Origin of the sequence: Streptomyces chryseus (genome assembly GCF_014650755.1) — a bacterium.
Taxonomy (GTDB): Bacteria; Actinomycetota; Actinomycetes; order Streptomycetales; family Streptomycetaceae; genus Streptomyces; species Streptomyces chryseus.
On sequence record NZ_BMVO01000021.1, the window covers coordinates 14,066 to 29,719 of the forward strand.

At 72.4% G+C, this 15,654-nt stretch carries 13 protein-coding genes; 8 read left to right on the forward strand and 5 right to left on the reverse strand.

The genetic code is table 11. The features are described 5' to 3' along the window. Positions 1-36: 36 nt before the first annotated feature. Together IE185_RS25155 and IE185_RS25160 are read right to left on the reverse strand one after the other, a co-directional pair. Positions 37-1,446: a sensor histidine kinase gene (locus IE185_RS25155; RefSeq protein WP_189716066.1), complete on the reverse strand. Its 1,410-nt coding sequence runs from the start codon at positions 1,444-1,446 to the stop codon at positions 37-39. Then, a complete protein-coding gene (locus IE185_RS25160; RefSeq protein WP_138899407.1) occupies positions 1,443-2,105 on the reverse strand; it encodes a response regulator transcription factor in 663 nt (220 codons plus the stop codon). The genes IE185_RS25155 and IE185_RS25160 overlap by 4 nt, the downstream gene beginning before the upstream one ends. Positions 2,106-2,219: 114 nt before the next feature. Between IE185_RS25160 and IE185_RS25165 the strand changes: the two genes are divergently transcribed. Next, positions 2,220-2,768, forward strand: a complete 549-nt coding sequence (locus tag IE185_RS25165; protein ID WP_138899406.1) for a PepSY domain-containing protein — start codon at positions 2,220-2,222, stop codon at positions 2,766-2,768. Positions 2,769-2,864: 96 nt separating this feature from the next. Here IE185_RS25165 and meaB read toward each other — a convergent pair whose 3' ends face one another. Together meaB and IE185_RS25175 are read right to left on the reverse strand one after the other, a co-directional pair. After that, a complete protein-coding gene (gene meaB, locus IE185_RS25170; protein WP_138907421.1) occupies positions 2,865-3,824 on the reverse strand; it encodes a methylmalonyl Co-A mutase-associated GTPase MeaB in 960 nt (319 codons plus the stop codon). A 62-nt stretch (positions 3,825-3,886) separates the two neighbouring features. Further along, entirely contained in the window at positions 3,887-5,089 is a 1,203-nt protein-coding gene (locus tag IE185_RS25175) for an acetyl-CoA C-acetyltransferase (RefSeq protein ID WP_138896368.1), read from the reverse strand. Between the two features lie 136 nt (positions 5,090-5,225). Between IE185_RS25175 and mce the strand changes: the two genes are divergently transcribed. The 7 genes from mce to IE185_RS25210 all read left to right on the forward strand — a co-directional run bounded on the left by mce (position 5,226) and on the right by IE185_RS25210 (position 15,231). Next, positions 5,226-5,666, forward strand: coding sequence for a methylmalonyl-CoA epimerase (gene mce / locus IE185_RS25180; RefSeq protein WP_138896369.1), 441 nt, complete (start codon positions 5,226-5,228; stop codon positions 5,664-5,666). Positions 5,667-5,856: 190 nt separating this feature from the next. Next, entirely contained in the window at positions 5,857-9,978 is a 4,122-nt protein-coding gene (gene scy / locus IE185_RS25185) for a polarized growth protein Scy (RefSeq protein WP_138896370.1), read from the forward strand. A gap of 122 nt (positions 9,979-10,100) precedes the next feature. Continuing rightward, the gene (locus IE185_RS25190; protein ID WP_138896371.1) at positions 10,101-11,039 is read left to right on the forward strand and encodes a coiled-coil domain-containing protein; all 939 of its coding nucleotides are present in this window, start codon (positions 10,101-10,103) and stop codon (positions 11,037-11,039) included. A gap of 191 nt (positions 11,040-11,230) precedes the next feature. Then, positions 11,231-12,214 carry an ABC transporter ATP-binding protein gene (locus IE185_RS25195; protein ID WP_138896372.1) on the forward strand — a complete coding sequence of 328 codons (984 nt, stop codon included), beginning with the start codon at positions 11,231-11,233 and terminating at the stop codon, positions 12,212-12,214. A gap of 3 nt (positions 12,215-12,217) precedes the next feature. Continuing rightward, entirely contained in the window at positions 12,218-12,988 is a 771-nt protein-coding gene (locus IE185_RS25200; RefSeq protein ID WP_138896373.1) for an ABC transporter permease, read from the forward strand. Between the two features lie 132 nt (positions 12,989-13,120). Continuing rightward, a complete protein-coding gene (locus IE185_RS25205) occupies positions 13,121-14,377 on the forward strand; it encodes an ABC transporter ATP-binding protein (protein WP_189716068.1) in 1,257 nt (418 codons plus the stop codon). After that, positions 14,374-15,231: a DUF2705 family protein gene (locus IE185_RS25210; RefSeq protein ID WP_138897600.1), complete on the forward strand. Its 858-nt coding sequence runs from the start codon at positions 14,374-14,376 to the stop codon at positions 15,229-15,231. The genes IE185_RS25205 and IE185_RS25210 overlap by 4 nt, the downstream gene beginning before the upstream one ends. Before the next feature lie 34 nt (positions 15,232-15,265). Here the strand turns inward: IE185_RS25210 and IE185_RS25215 are convergent, their stop codons facing one another. Continuing rightward, positions 15,266-15,595 (reverse strand): Rv1322 family protein, encoded by a 330-nt coding sequence (locus IE185_RS25215; RefSeq protein WP_138897601.1) that lies wholly within the window; start codon positions 15,593-15,595, stop codon positions 15,266-15,268. Positions 15,596-15,654: the final 59 nt, after the last annotated feature.

Below are 15,654 nucleotides of genomic sequence, written 5' to 3' on the forward strand. Positions count from 1 at the left end.
CGCGCTCTCCTTCCCCAGGGTCCGCCCCCTCAGCTGTCAGGAACCCGCTTCGCCGGCCGCCACCGGCAGGCGAAGTTCGAACAGCGCGCCCCCCAGCGGCCCCCGCGCCACCGACAGCGTGCCCCCGTGCCGGCGCGCCACGTCGCGGGCGATGGCCAGGCCGAGGCCCGCGCCGCCGTCGTCACGGCTGCGGGCGTCGTCGAGCCGTACGAACCGCTCGAAGATCCGCTCGTGCTCCCCGGCGGGGACCCCCGCACCGTCGTCGGACACCCCGACCACCACCGCGCCGCGCTCGCGCCGCACGGACACCTCGACGCGGCCGCGCGCGTGCCGCTGCGCGTTGTCGAGCAGGTTGCCGAGCACCCGCGCCAGCTGACCGCGCGAACCGGCCACCTCGTACGGTCCGGAGCCCTCCGCCACCGTCACCGGCAGCCGGTCGGTCCGCTGCGAGACCTCCTCCCGCACCAGGGCGCCCAGATCGACGCGGCCCTGCCCGGGCCGCTCCCCGGCGTCCAGCCGGGCGAGCAGCAGCAGGTCGGCGGCGAGTGCCTGCAGCCGTACGGTGTCCCGCACGGCGCCCTCCACGTCCAGCAGTTCCGGATGCGCGGCGCCCACCTCCAGCTGCGTCCGCAGCGAGGCGATGGGACTGCGCAGCTCGTGCGAGGCGTCGGCGACGAACCGCCGCTGGCGTTCCACCGATGTCTCCAGGGCCGCGAGCGTCTCGTTGGTGGTGACGGCCAGCCGCGCCACCTCGTCGTGCGCGTCCGGCTCCGGGACCCGCCGGGACAGGTCCTCCGACGCGGTGATCGCGGCCATCTCGCGCCGGATCCCCTCCACCGGCCGCAGCGCCCGCCGCGTCACGAGCCAGGTCACCCCGCCCACCACGGCGAGCAGCGCCGGCAGGCCGATGAGCATGGCCTCGCGCACCGTGCCGACGGCGTCCTGCTCGGCGGCCAGCGGCGCACCGGCGTAGACCGTGACGTCCTGGCCGCGAGCCGTCCGTACCTCGACGGCGGCGAACCGGTAGTCGGCCCGCTCACCGTCCACCGTGGCGCTCCCCGACGACATCCGGGGATCGTCGTCGGACACCTCTCCGGGCCCGGGGTCGCCGTCCCCGCCCTCACGGGCGCCCCGCACCCGCACCTCGGAGCTCCCCGCCCCCTCGATCGCCTCCAGGTCGTCGCTGACGGCGACCACCCGCCGGTCCTCGTCCACCACCTGCGCGGGACGGTCGTCGGGCCACTCCACGTCCGCGTACGGCCGCCCCAGGGCCACCTGCGAGGCGACGTTCTGGGCGCCGACCTCGGCCTGGAGGTCCGCCTGGTCGATCAGATTGGCCCGCAGCACCAGCAGCACGGCCAGCCCGGCGGCCACCAGCGCCACCGCGACGACCGCGGTGGCCCCGAGCGCCGCCCTCGCCCGTACGGACCCGAACAGCCGCCTCATGCCGCCACCAGCCGGTATCCGGCGCCGCGCACCGTCTGGATCCTCGGCGCGCCGAGCTTGCGCCGCAGGGCGCTCACGTACACCTCGACGATGTTGGGATCGCCGTCGTACGCGAAGTCCCACACGTGCTCCAGGATCTGCGCCTTGCTGACCACCTCGCCGGCCCGCACCGCGAACTGTTCCAGTACGGCGAACTCCTTCGCCGTGAGCACGACTTCGTCCTCACCCGCGTACACCCGCCGGCTGGCGGTGTCCACCCGCAGGTCCCCCACGACGACGACCGGGGAGGCCCCCGCGCCGGCCCGCCGCCGCAGCAGGGCCTTGACCCGGGCGACCAGCACGACGTACGAGAACGGCTTGGTCAGGTAGTCGTCGGCGCCCGTGTCGAGCCCCTCGGCCTCGTCGTACTCCCCGTCCTTGGCGGTCAGCATCAGGATCGGCACGTCGTTGCCGGCGGCCCGCAGCGCCGCGCACACCCGGTAGCCGTTCATGCCGGGCAGCATGATGTCGAGCAGGACGAGGTCGTACGCGCCCTCACCGGCCCGGTGCAGCCCTTCCAGCCCGTCGTGCACCACGTCCACGGCGAAGCCCTCGGCGGTGAGCCCCTTGGCCAGGGCCACCGCGAGCCGCCTCTCGTCCTCCACGATCAACAAGCGCATGCGCCCAGGTTCGCAAACCGAACCTGAAGACGGCTTCAGCAGGCTTCAGGCCACGTTCAGCATCGCTGGGCCAGATTGATTCCCGTAGCAGCCAACCGCTCGGGAGGAAACCTCATGAAGCGCAAGATCGTCATCGCCACCGCCGTCACGGCCCTGCTCATCGGCGGCGGCACCGCGACCGCGTTCGCCACGTCGGACGACGACGCGAAGCCGGCCACGAGCGCGATCACCCTCGACGAGGCGACCGCGGCGGCCGTCACGTCCGCACCGGGCACCGTCACCGGGGCCGAACTCGACGACGAGGAGCCCACCTGGGAGGTCGACGTCTACGGCAAGGACGCCAAGTGGCACGACGTCGACGTGGACGCCACGACGGCGAAGGTCAAGGGCGCCCACGCGCAGGACGACGAGGACGACCGCGCCCCCAAGAGCACGAAGGTCTCCATGGGCGAGGCCGCGAAGGCGGCCCTCAAGGCGCGGCCCGGCACGCTGACGTCCATCGACCTGGACGACGACGGCGTCTGGGAGGCGGAGGTCCGGTCCAAGGACGGCAAGGAGCACGAGCTGACCGTCGACGCCACCACGGCGAAGGTCACAGCCGATCAGGCCGACGACGACACCGATGACACCGACCAGGCCGACGACGACAACGACTCCGACTGACGGGGCGGGCCCCGCACCGCACCCACCGGCGTGCGGGTGCGGACGCGCGGGGGTGGTGTCCGGGACGGTCCCGGACGTCGCCCCCGAAGCGGGCCGCTATCCCGCCTCCGTGACCCCCGCCACCAGCTCGTCGGCCGCCGCGTAGGGGTCGAGCTCGCCCGCGACGATCCGCTCGGCCAGCGCCCCGAGCCGCCGGTCGCCGCGCAGGTCCCCGATGCGCTCGCGCAACGCGGTGACCGCGATCGTCTCGACCTCGTGCGCCGCGCGCTTCGCCCGCCGCTCCCCCAGCACCCCGCGCTCCTCCATCCACGCCCGGTGCTTCTCCAGCGCCTCGACGACCTCGTCGACGCCCTCGCCCCGCGCGGCCACCGTCTTCACGATCGGCGGCCGCCAGTCCCCGGGCCCCCGGGACTCCCCGAGGCCCAGCATGTGGTTGAGCTCCCGCGCGGTGGCGTCGGCCCCGTCCCGGTCGGCCTTGTTGACGACGTACACGTCACCGATCTCCAGGATGCCCGCCTTCGCCGCCTGGATCCCGTCCCCCATGCCCGGTGCCAGCAGCACCACCGACGTATCGGCCTGCGAGGCGATCTCGACCTCGGACTGCCCTACGCCGACCGTCTCGACCAGCACCACGTCGCACCCGGCGGCGTCGAGCACTCGGATGGCCTGCGGCGCCGCCCAGGCCAGACCGCCCAGGTGTCCGCGCGTGGCCATGGACCGGATGTAGACGCCCGGGTCCGAGGCGTGCTCGGACATCCGCACCCGGTCGCCGAGCAGCGCGCCGCCGCTGAACGGCGACGAGGGGTCCACCGCCAGGACGCCGACCCGCTTCCCGGCCCGCCGGTACGCCGACACCAGGGCCGAGGTGGAGGTCGACTTGCCCACGCCGGGCGAGCCCGTGAGCCCCACGACGTACGCGTTCCCGGCCAGCGGAGCCAGCGCCGCCATCACCTCGCGCAGTTGCGGGGACGCCCCCTCGACCAGCGAGATCAGCCGGGCGACGGCACGCGGCCGGCCTTCTCGCGCCTGAGCCACCAGCCCGGGGACGTCCTGCATCACAACTCCGCTCCTCGATCAAGCACTACGGAAGGGTTACGCGCCCGCGATCGCTCGCCGCGCTACTTGCCCGCGACCTTGATGATCAGCGCATCGCCCTGACCACCGCCACCACACAGCGCGGCAGCCCCGACGCCGCCGCCCCGCCGCTTCAGCTCCAGGGCCAGGTGCAGCACGACGCGCGCGCCGGACATCCCGATGGGGTGCCCCAGGGCGATCGCGCCACCGTTGACGTTCACCTTTTCCGGGGACACTCCGAGGTCCTTCATTGACTGGACGGCGACGGCCGCGAAGGCCTCGTTGATCTCGATGAGGTCCAGGTCCTCGACGCCGATCCCTTCCTTGCCGAGCGCGTGCGCGATGGCGTTGGAGGGCTGCGACTGGAGCGAATTGTCCGGGCCGGCCACGTTGCCGTGGGCCCCGATCTCGGCGATCCACTCGAGACCGAGCTCCTCTGCCTTGGCCCGGCTCATCACGACGACGGCGGCCGCGCCGTCGGAGATCTGCGAGGCGGTGCCGGCCGTGATCGTGCCGTCCTTGGCGAACGCGGGGCGCAGCTTGCCCAGCGACTCGGCCGTCGTCTCGGCCCGGATGCCCTCGTCCTTGGAGAACAGCACCGGGTCGCCCTTGCGCTGCGGGATCTCGACGGGCGTGATCTCCGCCTCGAAGAGCCCGTTCTTCTGCGCGGCGGCGGCCCGCTGGTGCGACTGGGCGGCGAACTCGTCCTGCGGTCCGCGGGCGATCCCGAGCCGGGTGTTGTGCTTCTCGGTCGACTCGCCCATCGCGATGCCCTCGAAGGAGTCGGTCAGACCGTCGTGGGCCATCGAGTCGAGCATCTCGATGGCGCCGTACTTGAAGCCCTCACGGGACTTCGGCAGCACGTGCGGCGCGTTGGTCATGGACTCCTGGCCGCCGGCCACCACGATGTCGAACTCGCCGGCGCGGATCAGCTGGTCGGCCAGCGCGATGGCGTCGAGCCCGGAGAGGCAGACCTTGTTGATGGTCAGGGCGGGGACGTTCATGGGGATGCCGGCCTTCACGGCCGCCTGGCGGGCGGGAATCTGGCCTGCACCGGCCTGGAGGACCTGGCCCATGATCACGTACTGGACCTGGTCACCGCCGATGCCGGCCCGCTCCAGGGCGGCCTTGATGGCGAATCCGCCGAGGTCCGCGCCGGAGAAGGACTTGAGCGAGCCGAGGAGCCGGCCCATGGGGGTGCGGGCGCCAGCGACGATGACGGACGTGGTGCTGTTCGTTCCAGACATGAGGCACGGCCCCTAGGGATGAGGAGTGAACGAGGGTTTACCTCAATGTACTGAGCGGTACCTGTGCGGTCACCGGGCAGCAAGTGTGATCGCGCGCACGTTGCGTAACCACCCCCAACCGCGCTGCACTGTCCCCATGCTGACGCGAATCGACCACATCGGAATCGCCTGTTTCGACCTCGACAAGACCATCGAGTTCTACCGCTCGACCTATGGCTTCCAGGTGTACCACTCGGAGGTCAACGAGGAGCAGGGCGTCCGTGAAGCCATGCTCAAGATCAACGAGACGTCCGACGGCGGCGCCTCCTACCTCCAGCTCCTGGAGCCCACCCGCGAGGACTCCGCGGTGGGAAAGTGGCTGGCCAAGAACGGTGAGGGGGTCCACCACATCGCGTTCGGCACCGCCGACGTGGACGGCGACGCATCGGACATCCGCGACAAGGGCGTACGGGTCCTGTACGACGAGCCGCGCATCGGTTCCATGGGCTCCCGCATCACCTTCCTGCACCCCAAGGACTGCCACGGAGTACTGACGGAACTGGTCACTTCGGCCCCCTCCTCCGCCACGGAGCACTGACCGGAGCACTGTCCCGCTGATCCCACGCCGGTAGAGTGGGCGGTTCCGGTCCGGGGCCGGACCGGGGCCTGTGACTCATGCCTCACTGTTGATCTGAGACCATTCCCCCCGGGGGCCGCCCGAAGTCGGGGCGGTGCTTGTTTCGGAGAGTTCGGAAGAGTTGCGACCAGGGGACGGATGGGACCGCGCAGTGCGGGGCTACGAACGGCACGAGCCTGACGACCATCTCTCGCGGTTCGAAGCCGAGATGGACCGGCTGAAGACCGAGCGGGAGAAGGCGGTTCAGCACGCCGAGGACCTCGGCTACCAGGTCGAGGTGTTGCGCGCCAAACTCCATGAGGCGCGCCGCAACCTGGCGTCCCGTCCCGCCTACGACGCGGCGGACATCGGTTACCAGGCCGAGCAGTTGCTCCGTAACGCCCAGATCCAGGCGGACCAGCTGCGTACCGACGCCGAGCGCGAACTGCGCGACGCCCGGGCGCAGACGCAGCGGATCCTCCAGGAGCACGCCGAGCACCAGGCTAGGCTCCAGGCCGAGTTGCACACGGAGGCGGTGACCCGCCGCCAGCGGCTCGACCAGGAGCTCGCCGAGCGCCGGCAGACCGTCGAGGCCCACGTCAACGAGAACGTGGCCTGGGCCGAGCAGCTGCGCGCCCGCACCGAGGCGCAGGCCCGCCGGCTCCTGGAGGAGTCGCGCGCCGAGGCGGAGCAGTCCCTGGCCGCCGCCCGCGCGGAGGCCGAGCGCGTCGCCCGGGAGGCCCGCCAGCGCCTCGGCTCCGAGGCCGAGAACGCCCGCGCCGAGGCCGAGGCGATCCTGTTGCGCGCCCGCAAGGACGCCGAGCGCCTGCTGAACGCCGCCTCCAACCAGGCGCAGGAGGCCACCACCCACGCCGAGCAGCTGCGTACGTCGACGACCGCCGAGTCCGACCAGGCGCGCCGGCAGGCCGCCGAGCTCAGCCGCACCGCCGAGCAGCGGATGCAGGAGGCCGAGGCGGCGCTGCGCGAGGCACGCGCCGAGGCCGAGAAGGTCCTCACCGAGGCCAAGGACGCGGCGACCAAGCAGCTGACCGCGGCCGAGTCCGTCAACGAGCAGCGCACCCGTACGGCCAAGTCCGAGATCGCCCGGCTGGTCGGCGAGGCCACGAAGGACGCCGAGGCGCTGAAGGCGGAGGCCGAGCAGGCCCGCGCCGACGCCGTCGCCGAGGCCGAGCGGCTGGTGGCCGAGGCCGCCGAGAAGGCCCGTACGGTCGCCGCCGAGGATTCGGCGGCCGCGCTGGCCAAGGCCGCCCGTACCGCCGAAGAGGTCCTCACGAAGGCGTCCGACGACGCCAAGGAGACCACCCGCAAGGCGTCCGAGGAGGCCGAGCGGATCCGCCGCGAGGCCGAGGCGGAGATCGAGCGGCTGCGCAGCGAGGCGGCGGCCCAGGCCGACCAGCTCAAGGGCGCGGCGAAGGACGACACCAAGGAGTACCGGGCCAAGACGGTCGAGCTGCAGGAGGAGGCGCGCAGGCTGCGCGGCGAGGCCGAGCAGCTGCGGGCCGAGGCGGTCGCCGAGGGCGAGCGGATCCGCGGCGAGGCACGCCGCGAGGCCGTCCAGCAGATCGAGGAGGCGGCGAGGACCGCCGAGGAGCTGCTGACCAAGGCGCGGGGCGACGCCGACGAGCTGCGCACGTCCGCCTCCGCCGAGAGCGAGCGGGTGCGCGGCGAGGCCATCGAGCGCGCCACGACGCTGCGCAAGCAGGCCGAGGAGACCCTGGAGCGCACCCGCGCCGAGGCCGACCAGCTGCGCGCCGAGGCCGAGGAGCAGGCGCAGCGGACCACCTCCGACGCCGAGGACGCCGCCCGCGCGCTGCGCGAGGAGGCAGAGCGCGGCATCGCCGCCCGCCAGGCCGAGGCCACCGAGGAACTGACCCGGCTGCACACCGAGGCCGAGCAGCGCGTCACCGCCGCCGAGCAGGCACTGGGCGAGGCGAGGACCGAGGCCGAGCGGCTGCGCCGGGAGGCCGGCGAGGAGATCGAGCGGCTGCGCACCGAGGCGGCCGAGCGGGTACGGACGCTCCAGGCGCAGGCCGAGACCGAGGCAGAGCGGCTGCGCACGGAGGCGGCCGCCGATGCCGCGCAGTCGCGCGCCGAGGGCGAGGCCGTCGCCGTACGGCTGCGCAGTGAGGCGTCGAACGAGGCCGAGCGGCTCAAGACGGAGGCGCAGGAGAGCGCGGACCGGATCCGGTCCGAGGCCGCCGCCGCGGCCGAGCGCGTCGGGGCCGAGGCCGCCGAGGCGCTGGCCGCCGCCCAGGAGGAGGCCGCGCGCCGCCGCCGGGAGGCCGAGGAGACGCTGGCCGCGGCCCGCGAGGAGGCCGAGCGGGAGCGTACGCAGGCCCGCGAGCAGAGCGAGGAGCTCCTCGCGTCCGCCCGCAAGCGGGTCGAGGACGCGCAGGCCGAGGCCCAGCGCCTGGTCCAGGAGGCGGACTACCGGGCCACCGAGCTGGTCGCGGCCGCCGAGCAGACCGCGCAGCAGGTACGGGACGCGGTAGCCGGGCTGCAGGAGCAGGCCGAGGAGGAGATCGCCGGGCTGCGCTCGGCCGCCGAGCACGTGGCGGAGCGGACGAGGACCGAGGCCCAGGAGGAGGCGGACCGGCTCCGCGCCGACGCGTACGAGGAGCGGGAGCGGGCCACCGAGGACGCGAACCGGCTGCGCCAGCAGGCGCGGGAGGAGACCGACGCGGCCAAGTCGCTCGCGGAGCGCACGGTCGGCGACGCGATCGCGGAGGCGGAGCGGCTGCGCACCGACTCCTCGGAGTACGCCCAGCGCATTCGTACGGAGGCGTCCGACGCGCTGGCTTCGGCCGAGCAGGACGCGTCGCGTTCGCGCGCCGAGGCCCGTGAGGACGCCAACCGCATCCGCAACGAGGCGGCGGCGCAGGCGGACAGGCTGATCGGCGAGGCGACGGGCGAGGCCGAGCGCATGGCGGCCGAGGCCGTGCAGTCGCTGACGGCCGCCGGGCAGGACGCGGCCCGGATGCGGGCCGAGGCCGAGCAGATCAAGGCGGACGGCGAGACCGGGGCCGAGCGGCTGCGGGCCGAGGCGCGCGAGGAGGGCGAGCGGGTTCTCGACGAGGCGCGCAAGGCGGCGGACAAGCGCCGCGCCGACGCGGCGGCCCAGGCCGACAAGCTCGTCTCCGAGGCGAGCGGCGAGGCGGACAAGCTCGTCGCCGACGCGAACAGCGAGGCCGAGCGGCTGCGCGCGGAGGGCGAGCGGGTCCTGGACGAGGCGCGCGAGACGGCCGACAAGCGCCGCGCCGACGCGGCGGCCCAGGCCGACAAGCTCGTCTCCGAGGCGAGCGGCGAGGCGGAGCGGCTGCGCGCGGAGGCCGCCGAGATGGTCACCTCCGCCCAGCAGGCGGCGGAGCGCGTCAGGTCCGAGGCGCGGAAGGTCAAGGCGGACGCCGAGGAGGCGGCCGAGCGGATGCGCGGCGACGCCCGTGCCGAGGCGGACCGGCTGCTCGACGAGGCGCGTCAGGCGGCGTCCAGGCGCCGGTCGGACGCGGCCGAGCAGGCCGATCAGCTGATGGCGAAGGCCCAGGAGGAGGCGCTGCTCGCCGCGACCAAGGCGGAGGAGCAGGCCGACACGATGGTCGGCGCGGCCCGCAAGGAGGCCGAGCGGCTGGTCGCGGAGTCGACGGTCGAGGGCAACTCGCTGGTGGAGAAGGCCCGTGCGGACGCCGACGAGCTGCTGGTCGGGGCCCGCCGGGACGCGACCGCCATAAGGGAGCGGGCGGAGGAGCTGCGCGCCCGTACCGAGGCCGAGATCGAGGAGCTGCACGAGCGGGCCCGCCGGGAGACGTCCGAGCAGATGCGGACGGCCGGCGAGCGGGTCGACAAGCTGGTGAAGGCCGCGACGGAGCAGCAGGCGGAGGCCGAGGCGAAGGCCAAGGAGATGATCTCCGAGGCGAGTTCGGAGGCGGGCAAGGTCCGCATCGCCGCGGTGAAGAAGGCCGAGGCACTGCTCAAGGAGGCCGAGCAGAAGAAGGCCGAGCTGGTGCGCGAGGCGGAGAAGCTGCTTACGGAGGCCCGGGCGGAGGCCGAGCGCATGGTCGACGAGGGCCGGCGCGAGCTCGATGTGCTGGTCCGCCGCAGGGAGGACATCCAGGCCGAGATCTCCCGTGTCCAGGACGTACTTGAGGCGTTGGAGTCCTTTGAGGCGCCTTCCGGGGGCGGCAAGGCGCCGTCGAACAGCGGCTCCGGCGCGGGTGGCGTGAAAGCCGGCGCGGCGGCGGGCTCCACTCGTTCGGGTGGCAAGTCATCCGACGGTTAGCCACTCAAAAGGGGTGTCATTCTCCAGAGCAAACGGGCATTGACTCGATGACACGCCGCTTCGGCCCCTAGGATTCCCCCTAACACCTCACCGGTCACATTCGACAGGAACCCAGGAACCCCATGAGCGACACTTCCTCCCCCTTCGGCTTCGAGCTCGTGCGGCGTGGTTACGACCGCGGTCAGGTGGACGACCGCATTACCAAACTCGTCGCCGACCGTGACAGTGCTCTGGCCCGAATCACTGCTCTGGAAAAGCGCATCGAGGAACTCCACCTCGAGACGCAGAACGCCCAGGCCCAGGTGAGCGACGCGGAGCCGTCGTATGCCGGGCTCGGTGCGCGCGTCGAGAAGATTCTCCGCCTCGCCGAGGAGGAGGCGAAGGACCTGCGTGAGGAGGCCCGTCGCGCCGCCGAGCAGCACCGCGAGCTCGCCGAGTCGGCGGCGCAGCAGGTGCGCAACGACGCCGAGTCGTTCGCGGCCGAGCGCAAGGCGAAGGCCGAGGACGAGGGCGTCCGTATCGTCGAGAAGGCCAAGGGTGACGCCTCCACGCTGCGCAGCGAGGCGCAGAAGGACGCGCAGCAGAAGCGCGAGGAGGCGGACGCCCTCTTCGAGGAGACCCGCGCCAAGGCCGCCCAGGCCGCCGCGGACTTCGAGACGAACCTGGCCAAGCGCCGCGAGCAGTCGGAGCGCGACCTGGCTTCGCGTCAGGCCAAGGCCGAGAAGCGCCTCGCCGAGATCGAGCACCGCGCCGAGCAGCTTCGCCTGGAGGCCGAGAAGCTGCGTACGGACGCGGAGCGCCGTGCCCGTCAGACGGTGGAGACCGCGCAGCGCCAGGCCGAGGACATCGTGGCCGACGCGAACGCCAAGGCCGACCGGATCCGCAGCGAATCGGAGCGCGAGCTCGCGGCGCTCACCAACCGCCGCGACTCGATCAACGCGCAGCTGACCAACGTCCGCGAGATGCTGGCCACGCTGACCGGTGCGGCTGTCGCCGCCGCCGGCGCCCCGGCCGACGACGAGCCGATCACCCGCGGCGTCCCGGCGCAGCAGACCCGCTAGTCCCCGGGCCTGCCCCGGCGAGAAGCGGAAGCAATCAGACCGCGAAGCCCCCCGTCATTCCGGTGGCGGGGGGCTTCGCGCGCCCTTAGCGTGGCCCGACATGCTGTGCTTTCCCGGGGGGCGCCCCCGGGCTCCCAGCCGGACGGACAGGCCAGTCGCCTGCCCGAGGTGCCTTGGCGAGGTGGGTCTGAGTGATCGAACTGACGGGGCTGACGAAGCGTTACGGTGAGAAGCTGGCCGTCGACCAGCTGACCTTCACCGTACGGCCGGGCATCGTGACCGGCTTCCTCGGCCCGAACGGGGCGGGCAAGTCGACGACCATGCGGATGATGCTGGGGCTGGACAACCCGACGGCCGGTGACGTCCGCATCGACGGCAAGCACTACGCCGACCTCAAGGATCCGCTGAAGTACATCGGCGCGCTCCTCGACGCCAAGGCGATGCACGGCGGCCGCAGCGCGTTCAACCACCTGCTGTGCCTGGCCCAGAGCAACGGCATCCCTCGCACCCGGGTCTCGGAGGTCCTGGAGACGGTGGGCCTGACCTCGGTCGCCAAGAAGCGCGCGAAGGGCTTCTCGCTCGGCATGGGGCAGCGCCTGGGCATCGCGGGGGCGCTCCTCGGCGACCCCGAGATCCTCATGTTCGACGAGCCGGTGAACGGCCTCGACCCCGAGGGCATCCACTGGATCCGCAACCTGATGAAGACGCTGGCCTCCCAGGGCCGTACGGTCTTCGTCTCCTCCCACCTGATGAGCGAAATGGCGCTCACGGCGGACCACTTGGTCGTCATCGGCCAGGGCCGGCTGCTCACCGACACGTCGATGGCCGGCTTCATCAAGGAGAACTCGCGCAGTTACGTGCGCCTGCGCTCCCCGCAGCAGGAACGGCTGCGCGACGTGATGCACGAGGCCGGGATCACGGCGGCCGGCGCGGCCAACGGGTCGCTGGAGGTGGACGGGGTGAGCGCGGAGCAGCTCGGCGAGCTCGCCGCCCGGCACCAGCTCGTTCTCCACGAGCTGAGCCCCCAGCAGGCGTCGCTGGAGGAGGCGTTCATGCAACTGACCGCGGAGTCCGTCGAGTACCACGCGCATTCCGACGGTGAACGGCCCGCGCCGCCCGGGGCCGGCTGGGGTGCGGGGGTCCAGCAGCGGAAGACGACCGGGAAGGGGGCCTGAATCGTGGCTGCCACACAGGTGCTCAAGTCGGAATGGACCAAGATCAAATCCGTGCAGTCCACGTTGTGGACACTCGGCCTTGCCGCAATCGTCACCATCGGCCTCGGCGTACTCATCAGTATTCTTTCGAAGAACGAATTCGAGAAGATGGACGCCGAGGACAAGCTCGCCTTCGATCCTACGTTCGTGAGTTTCGCGGGCACGAGTCTTGGGCAGCTAGCAATGATCGTTTTCGGTGTGCTCGTCGTGTCGAACGAATACAGCACCGGAATGATCCGCATGTCGCTCGCGGCGGTCCCGCAGCGCGGCACCTTCCTGTTCAGCAAGATCACCGTCGCGGCGGGCCTCGCCCTGGCCGTCGGCATGATCACGAGTTTCGCCGCCTTCTTCCTCGGCCAGGCGATGCTCGGCGACCTCAGGGCGGACATCGGCGACCCGGGCGTCCTGCGCGCGGTGATCGGCGGTGGGCTCTACATGACCCTGATCGCGCTCTTCTCGATGGGCGTGGCCTCGATGCTGCGCAGTCAGGTGCTCGCCCTCGGCGTCCTGATGCCGTTCTTCTTCCTGCTCGCGCCGATCCTGGGCAACGTCTCCGCCACGAAGAAGGTCGGCCAGTACCTCCCCGACCAGGCCGGCAGCAAGATCATGCAGGTGGTGCCGCCGGTTGACGACAGTGCGCCGTACGGCCCGTGGGGCGGGCTGCTGATCATGGCCGCGTGGGTCCTCGCGGCTCTGGTGGGCGGATTCGTCCTGCTGAAGAAGCGGGACGCGTAGCGGAGGCGCCATACGCCCCGTCCCGGCTTGGCGGGAACCGTCAGCCCACGGTTATCCTCCTAACCCTTACGGGGGCGTTCGGCCAAGAGGTCACAGCCCCGACGACCCGACCTGGCGATGGGGCTGCACACCATGATCGAGGCAGTCGGCCTGACGAAGCGCTACGGCGCCAAGACAGCCGTGTACAACCTTTCCTTCCAGGTGCGCCCGGGCACGGTGACGGGCTTCCTCGGCCCCAACGGCTCCGGCAAGTCCACGACGATGCGGATGATCCTCGGGCTCGACGAGCCCACCTCGGGCCATGTCACCATCGGCGGTCACCCCTTCCGCAAGCTCACCAACGCCCCCCGCCAGGTCGGCGCCCTGCTCGACGCCAAGGCCGTGCACGGCGGCCGCAGCGCGCGCAGCCACCTCATGTCGCTGGCGCAGCTCTCCGGCATCCCCGCCCAGCGGGTCGACGAGGTACTCGGTGTCGTCGGCCTCCAGGACGTCGCCAAGCGGCGCTCCAAGGGCTTCTCGCTCGGCATGGGGCAGCGCCTGGGCATCGCCGCCGCGCTCCTCGGCGACCCGCAGGTGCTGCTCTTCGACGAGCCGATCAACGGCCTCGACCCCGAGGGCATCCACTGGGTCCGCAATCTCATGAAGACACTGGCCGCCGAGGGCCGTACGGTCTTCGTCTCCTCGCACCTCATGAGTGAGATGGCGGTCACCGCCGACCACTTGATCGTGATCGGCCGGGGACAGCTGCTCGCCGACATGAGCGTCAAGGACTTCATCTCCGCGAACTCCGCGGACTTCGCCCGGGTGCGTACGCCGCAGACCGAGCCGCAGCAGCGCGAGAAGCTGTCGTCCGTGCTGACGGAGGCCGGTGGGCACGTCATGACCGAGCAGGACGGGGCGATGCGCGTCACGGGTCTGGCGCTGCCGCGCATCAGCGACCTCGCGCACGAGGCCGACGTACGGCTGTGGGAGCTCTCGCCGCACCAGGCCTCGCTGGAGGAGGCGTACATGCGGATGACGCAGGGCGCTGTGGACTACCGCTCGACCGCCGACCAGCTGGCCGGCTTCCAGCAGCCGATGCAGCAGCCCGGCGGTTACGCCGAGCCCGCCGCGCCGCAGCAGGGCTGGTACGCCCCGCCGCCGCCCCAGCCGGGCGGGCAGCCGCCCTTCGCGGGCGCCCCGCTGCCGGGCGGCCCCGCGCCCGCCCCCGGCTACGCCGCCCCCGCGCAGGCCCCCGCGCCGGGCCACAACCCCTACGCGGCGCCGGCCGCGCCGCCCGCGGCTCCTCCCGCGCCCGCCGCACCGCCCGCCGCCGCCCAGCCGCCCGCCGCGGCGCCGGCACCCGACCTGACCAAGAGCGACAGTGACAGCCCCGAGGACGCCCGATGACGACCCCGTACCAGCAGCAGGCCCCTCAGCAGGCCCCCCAGCCGTACGCACCGCAGGGTGTCGCGTCGTACGTCTCCCCCATCCCGGTGCGCAGGGCGACGCTCGGCGACGCGCTCGCCTCCGAGTGGACGAAGATCCGGTCGGTGCGCTCCACGATGTGGACCCTCGGCGTCATGATCGTCCTCGTGCTCGGCATCGGGCTGCTCTCGTCGGTGGCCGTCAGCTCGTCCGGCGCCGACCTCGGCGAGACCCCGGTCCTGAGCCTCGGCTTCTTCGGCGTGCTCCTCGGCGCGATCCCGGTGATCACGCTCGGCGTCATGACCGTCGCGTCGGAGTACGGCACGGGAATGATCCGTACGACCCTCACGGCCTGCCCCAGCCGCTCGCGCGTGCTGACCGCCAAGGCGATCGTCTTCTTCGTCGTGGCCTTCGTCATCACGCTGGTGACCACCGCCCTCGTCGGACTGCTCCAGACGGCGATGCTCGACGGCGTCACGCCCACGGGTGAGGACTGGCTGCGCGCGACGCTCGGCGTCAGCCTCTACATCGCGACGCTCGGCCTGCTCTCGCTCGCCGTCGGCTCGCTCATCCGCCACTCGGCGGGCGCCATCACCATCATGATCGGTGTGGTGCTGCTGCCGCTGGTGCTGGCGATGTTCATGTTCTCCGAGACGCTGGCCGACCTCCAGCAGGCGCTCTTCGAGTACTCGATCCCCAACCAGCTCGGCGTCTTCTACGACGCCTCCGTCACCAGCTCCGGACCGTCCGGCTGGGACCCGCTGTGGATCCTGGCGGGCGTCACGGCCGCCGCCCTGGGCGGCGCCTTCCTCGCCCTGGAGAAGCGCGACGTGTGACCGCGCGGACCGGCCCGTCCCCGGGCGGCGCCGGTCAGTGGCGCGGAGCGTTGCGGGACCGCTGCACCTTCGTGGTGCGGCGGTCTCTCGCGTTCCAGCACGCCTTGTGCCAGTGCCTGCGGTCGTCGACACCGCCGTACTCCGGCCAGGCCACCAGGTGCGCGACCCCGGACGGGATCTCCTGGTCGCAGCCCGGGCAGCGGTACCGCTTGCCCGCCGCGCTCGCACCGGCGACGTGGCGCACCGACCACTCCTCGCCCTGCCACGACTCGGTGCTCTGGAGCCCGAACCTGTCTCCGACCGCGCCGGTCGGTCGCTCGGCGGGACTCTCGCCGCCCTTGGGGCGGTTGCGACGCGGTGACACCTGAAACCTCACGGGTCGGACGGCACTGGTTTCCCCCAGCCTAGGGCCATCCGGCAGGG

Excerpts from the sequence above, each read along its gene's own strand:
- mce (WP_138896369.1), top strand. The coding sequence starts at position 5,226 with ATGCTGACGCGAATCGACCACATCGGAATCGCCTGTTTCGACCTCGAC.
- IE185_RS25160 (WP_138899407.1), bottom strand. The coding sequence starts at position 2,105 with ATGCGCTTGTTGATCGTGGAGGACGAGAGGCGGCTCGCGGTGGCCCTG.
- IE185_RS25165 (WP_138899406.1), top strand. The coding sequence starts at position 2,220 with ATGAAGCGCAAGATCGTCATCGCCACCGCCGTCACGGCCCTGCTCATC.
- IE185_RS25210 (WP_138897600.1), top strand. The coding sequence starts at position 14,374 with ATGACGACCCCGTACCAGCAGCAGGCCCCTCAGCAGGCCCCCCAGCCG.
- IE185_RS25155 (WP_189716066.1), bottom strand. The coding sequence starts at position 1,446 with ATGAGGCGGCTGTTCGGGTCCGTACGGGCGAGGGCGGCGCTCGGGGCC.
- IE185_RS25190 (WP_138896371.1), top strand. The coding sequence starts at position 10,101 with ATGAGCGACACTTCCTCCCCCTTCGGCTTCGAGCTCGTGCGGCGTGGT.
- meaB (WP_138907421.1), bottom strand. The coding sequence starts at position 3,824 with ATGCAGGACGTCCCCGGGCTGGTGGCTCAGGCGCGAGAAGGCCGGCCG.
- IE185_RS25205 (WP_189716068.1), top strand. The coding sequence starts at position 13,121 with ATGATCGAGGCAGTCGGCCTGACGAAGCGCTACGGCGCCAAGACAGCC.
- IE185_RS25175 (WP_138896368.1), bottom strand. The coding sequence starts at position 5,089 with ATGTCTGGAACGAACAGCACCACGTCCGTCATCGTCGCTGGCGCCCGC.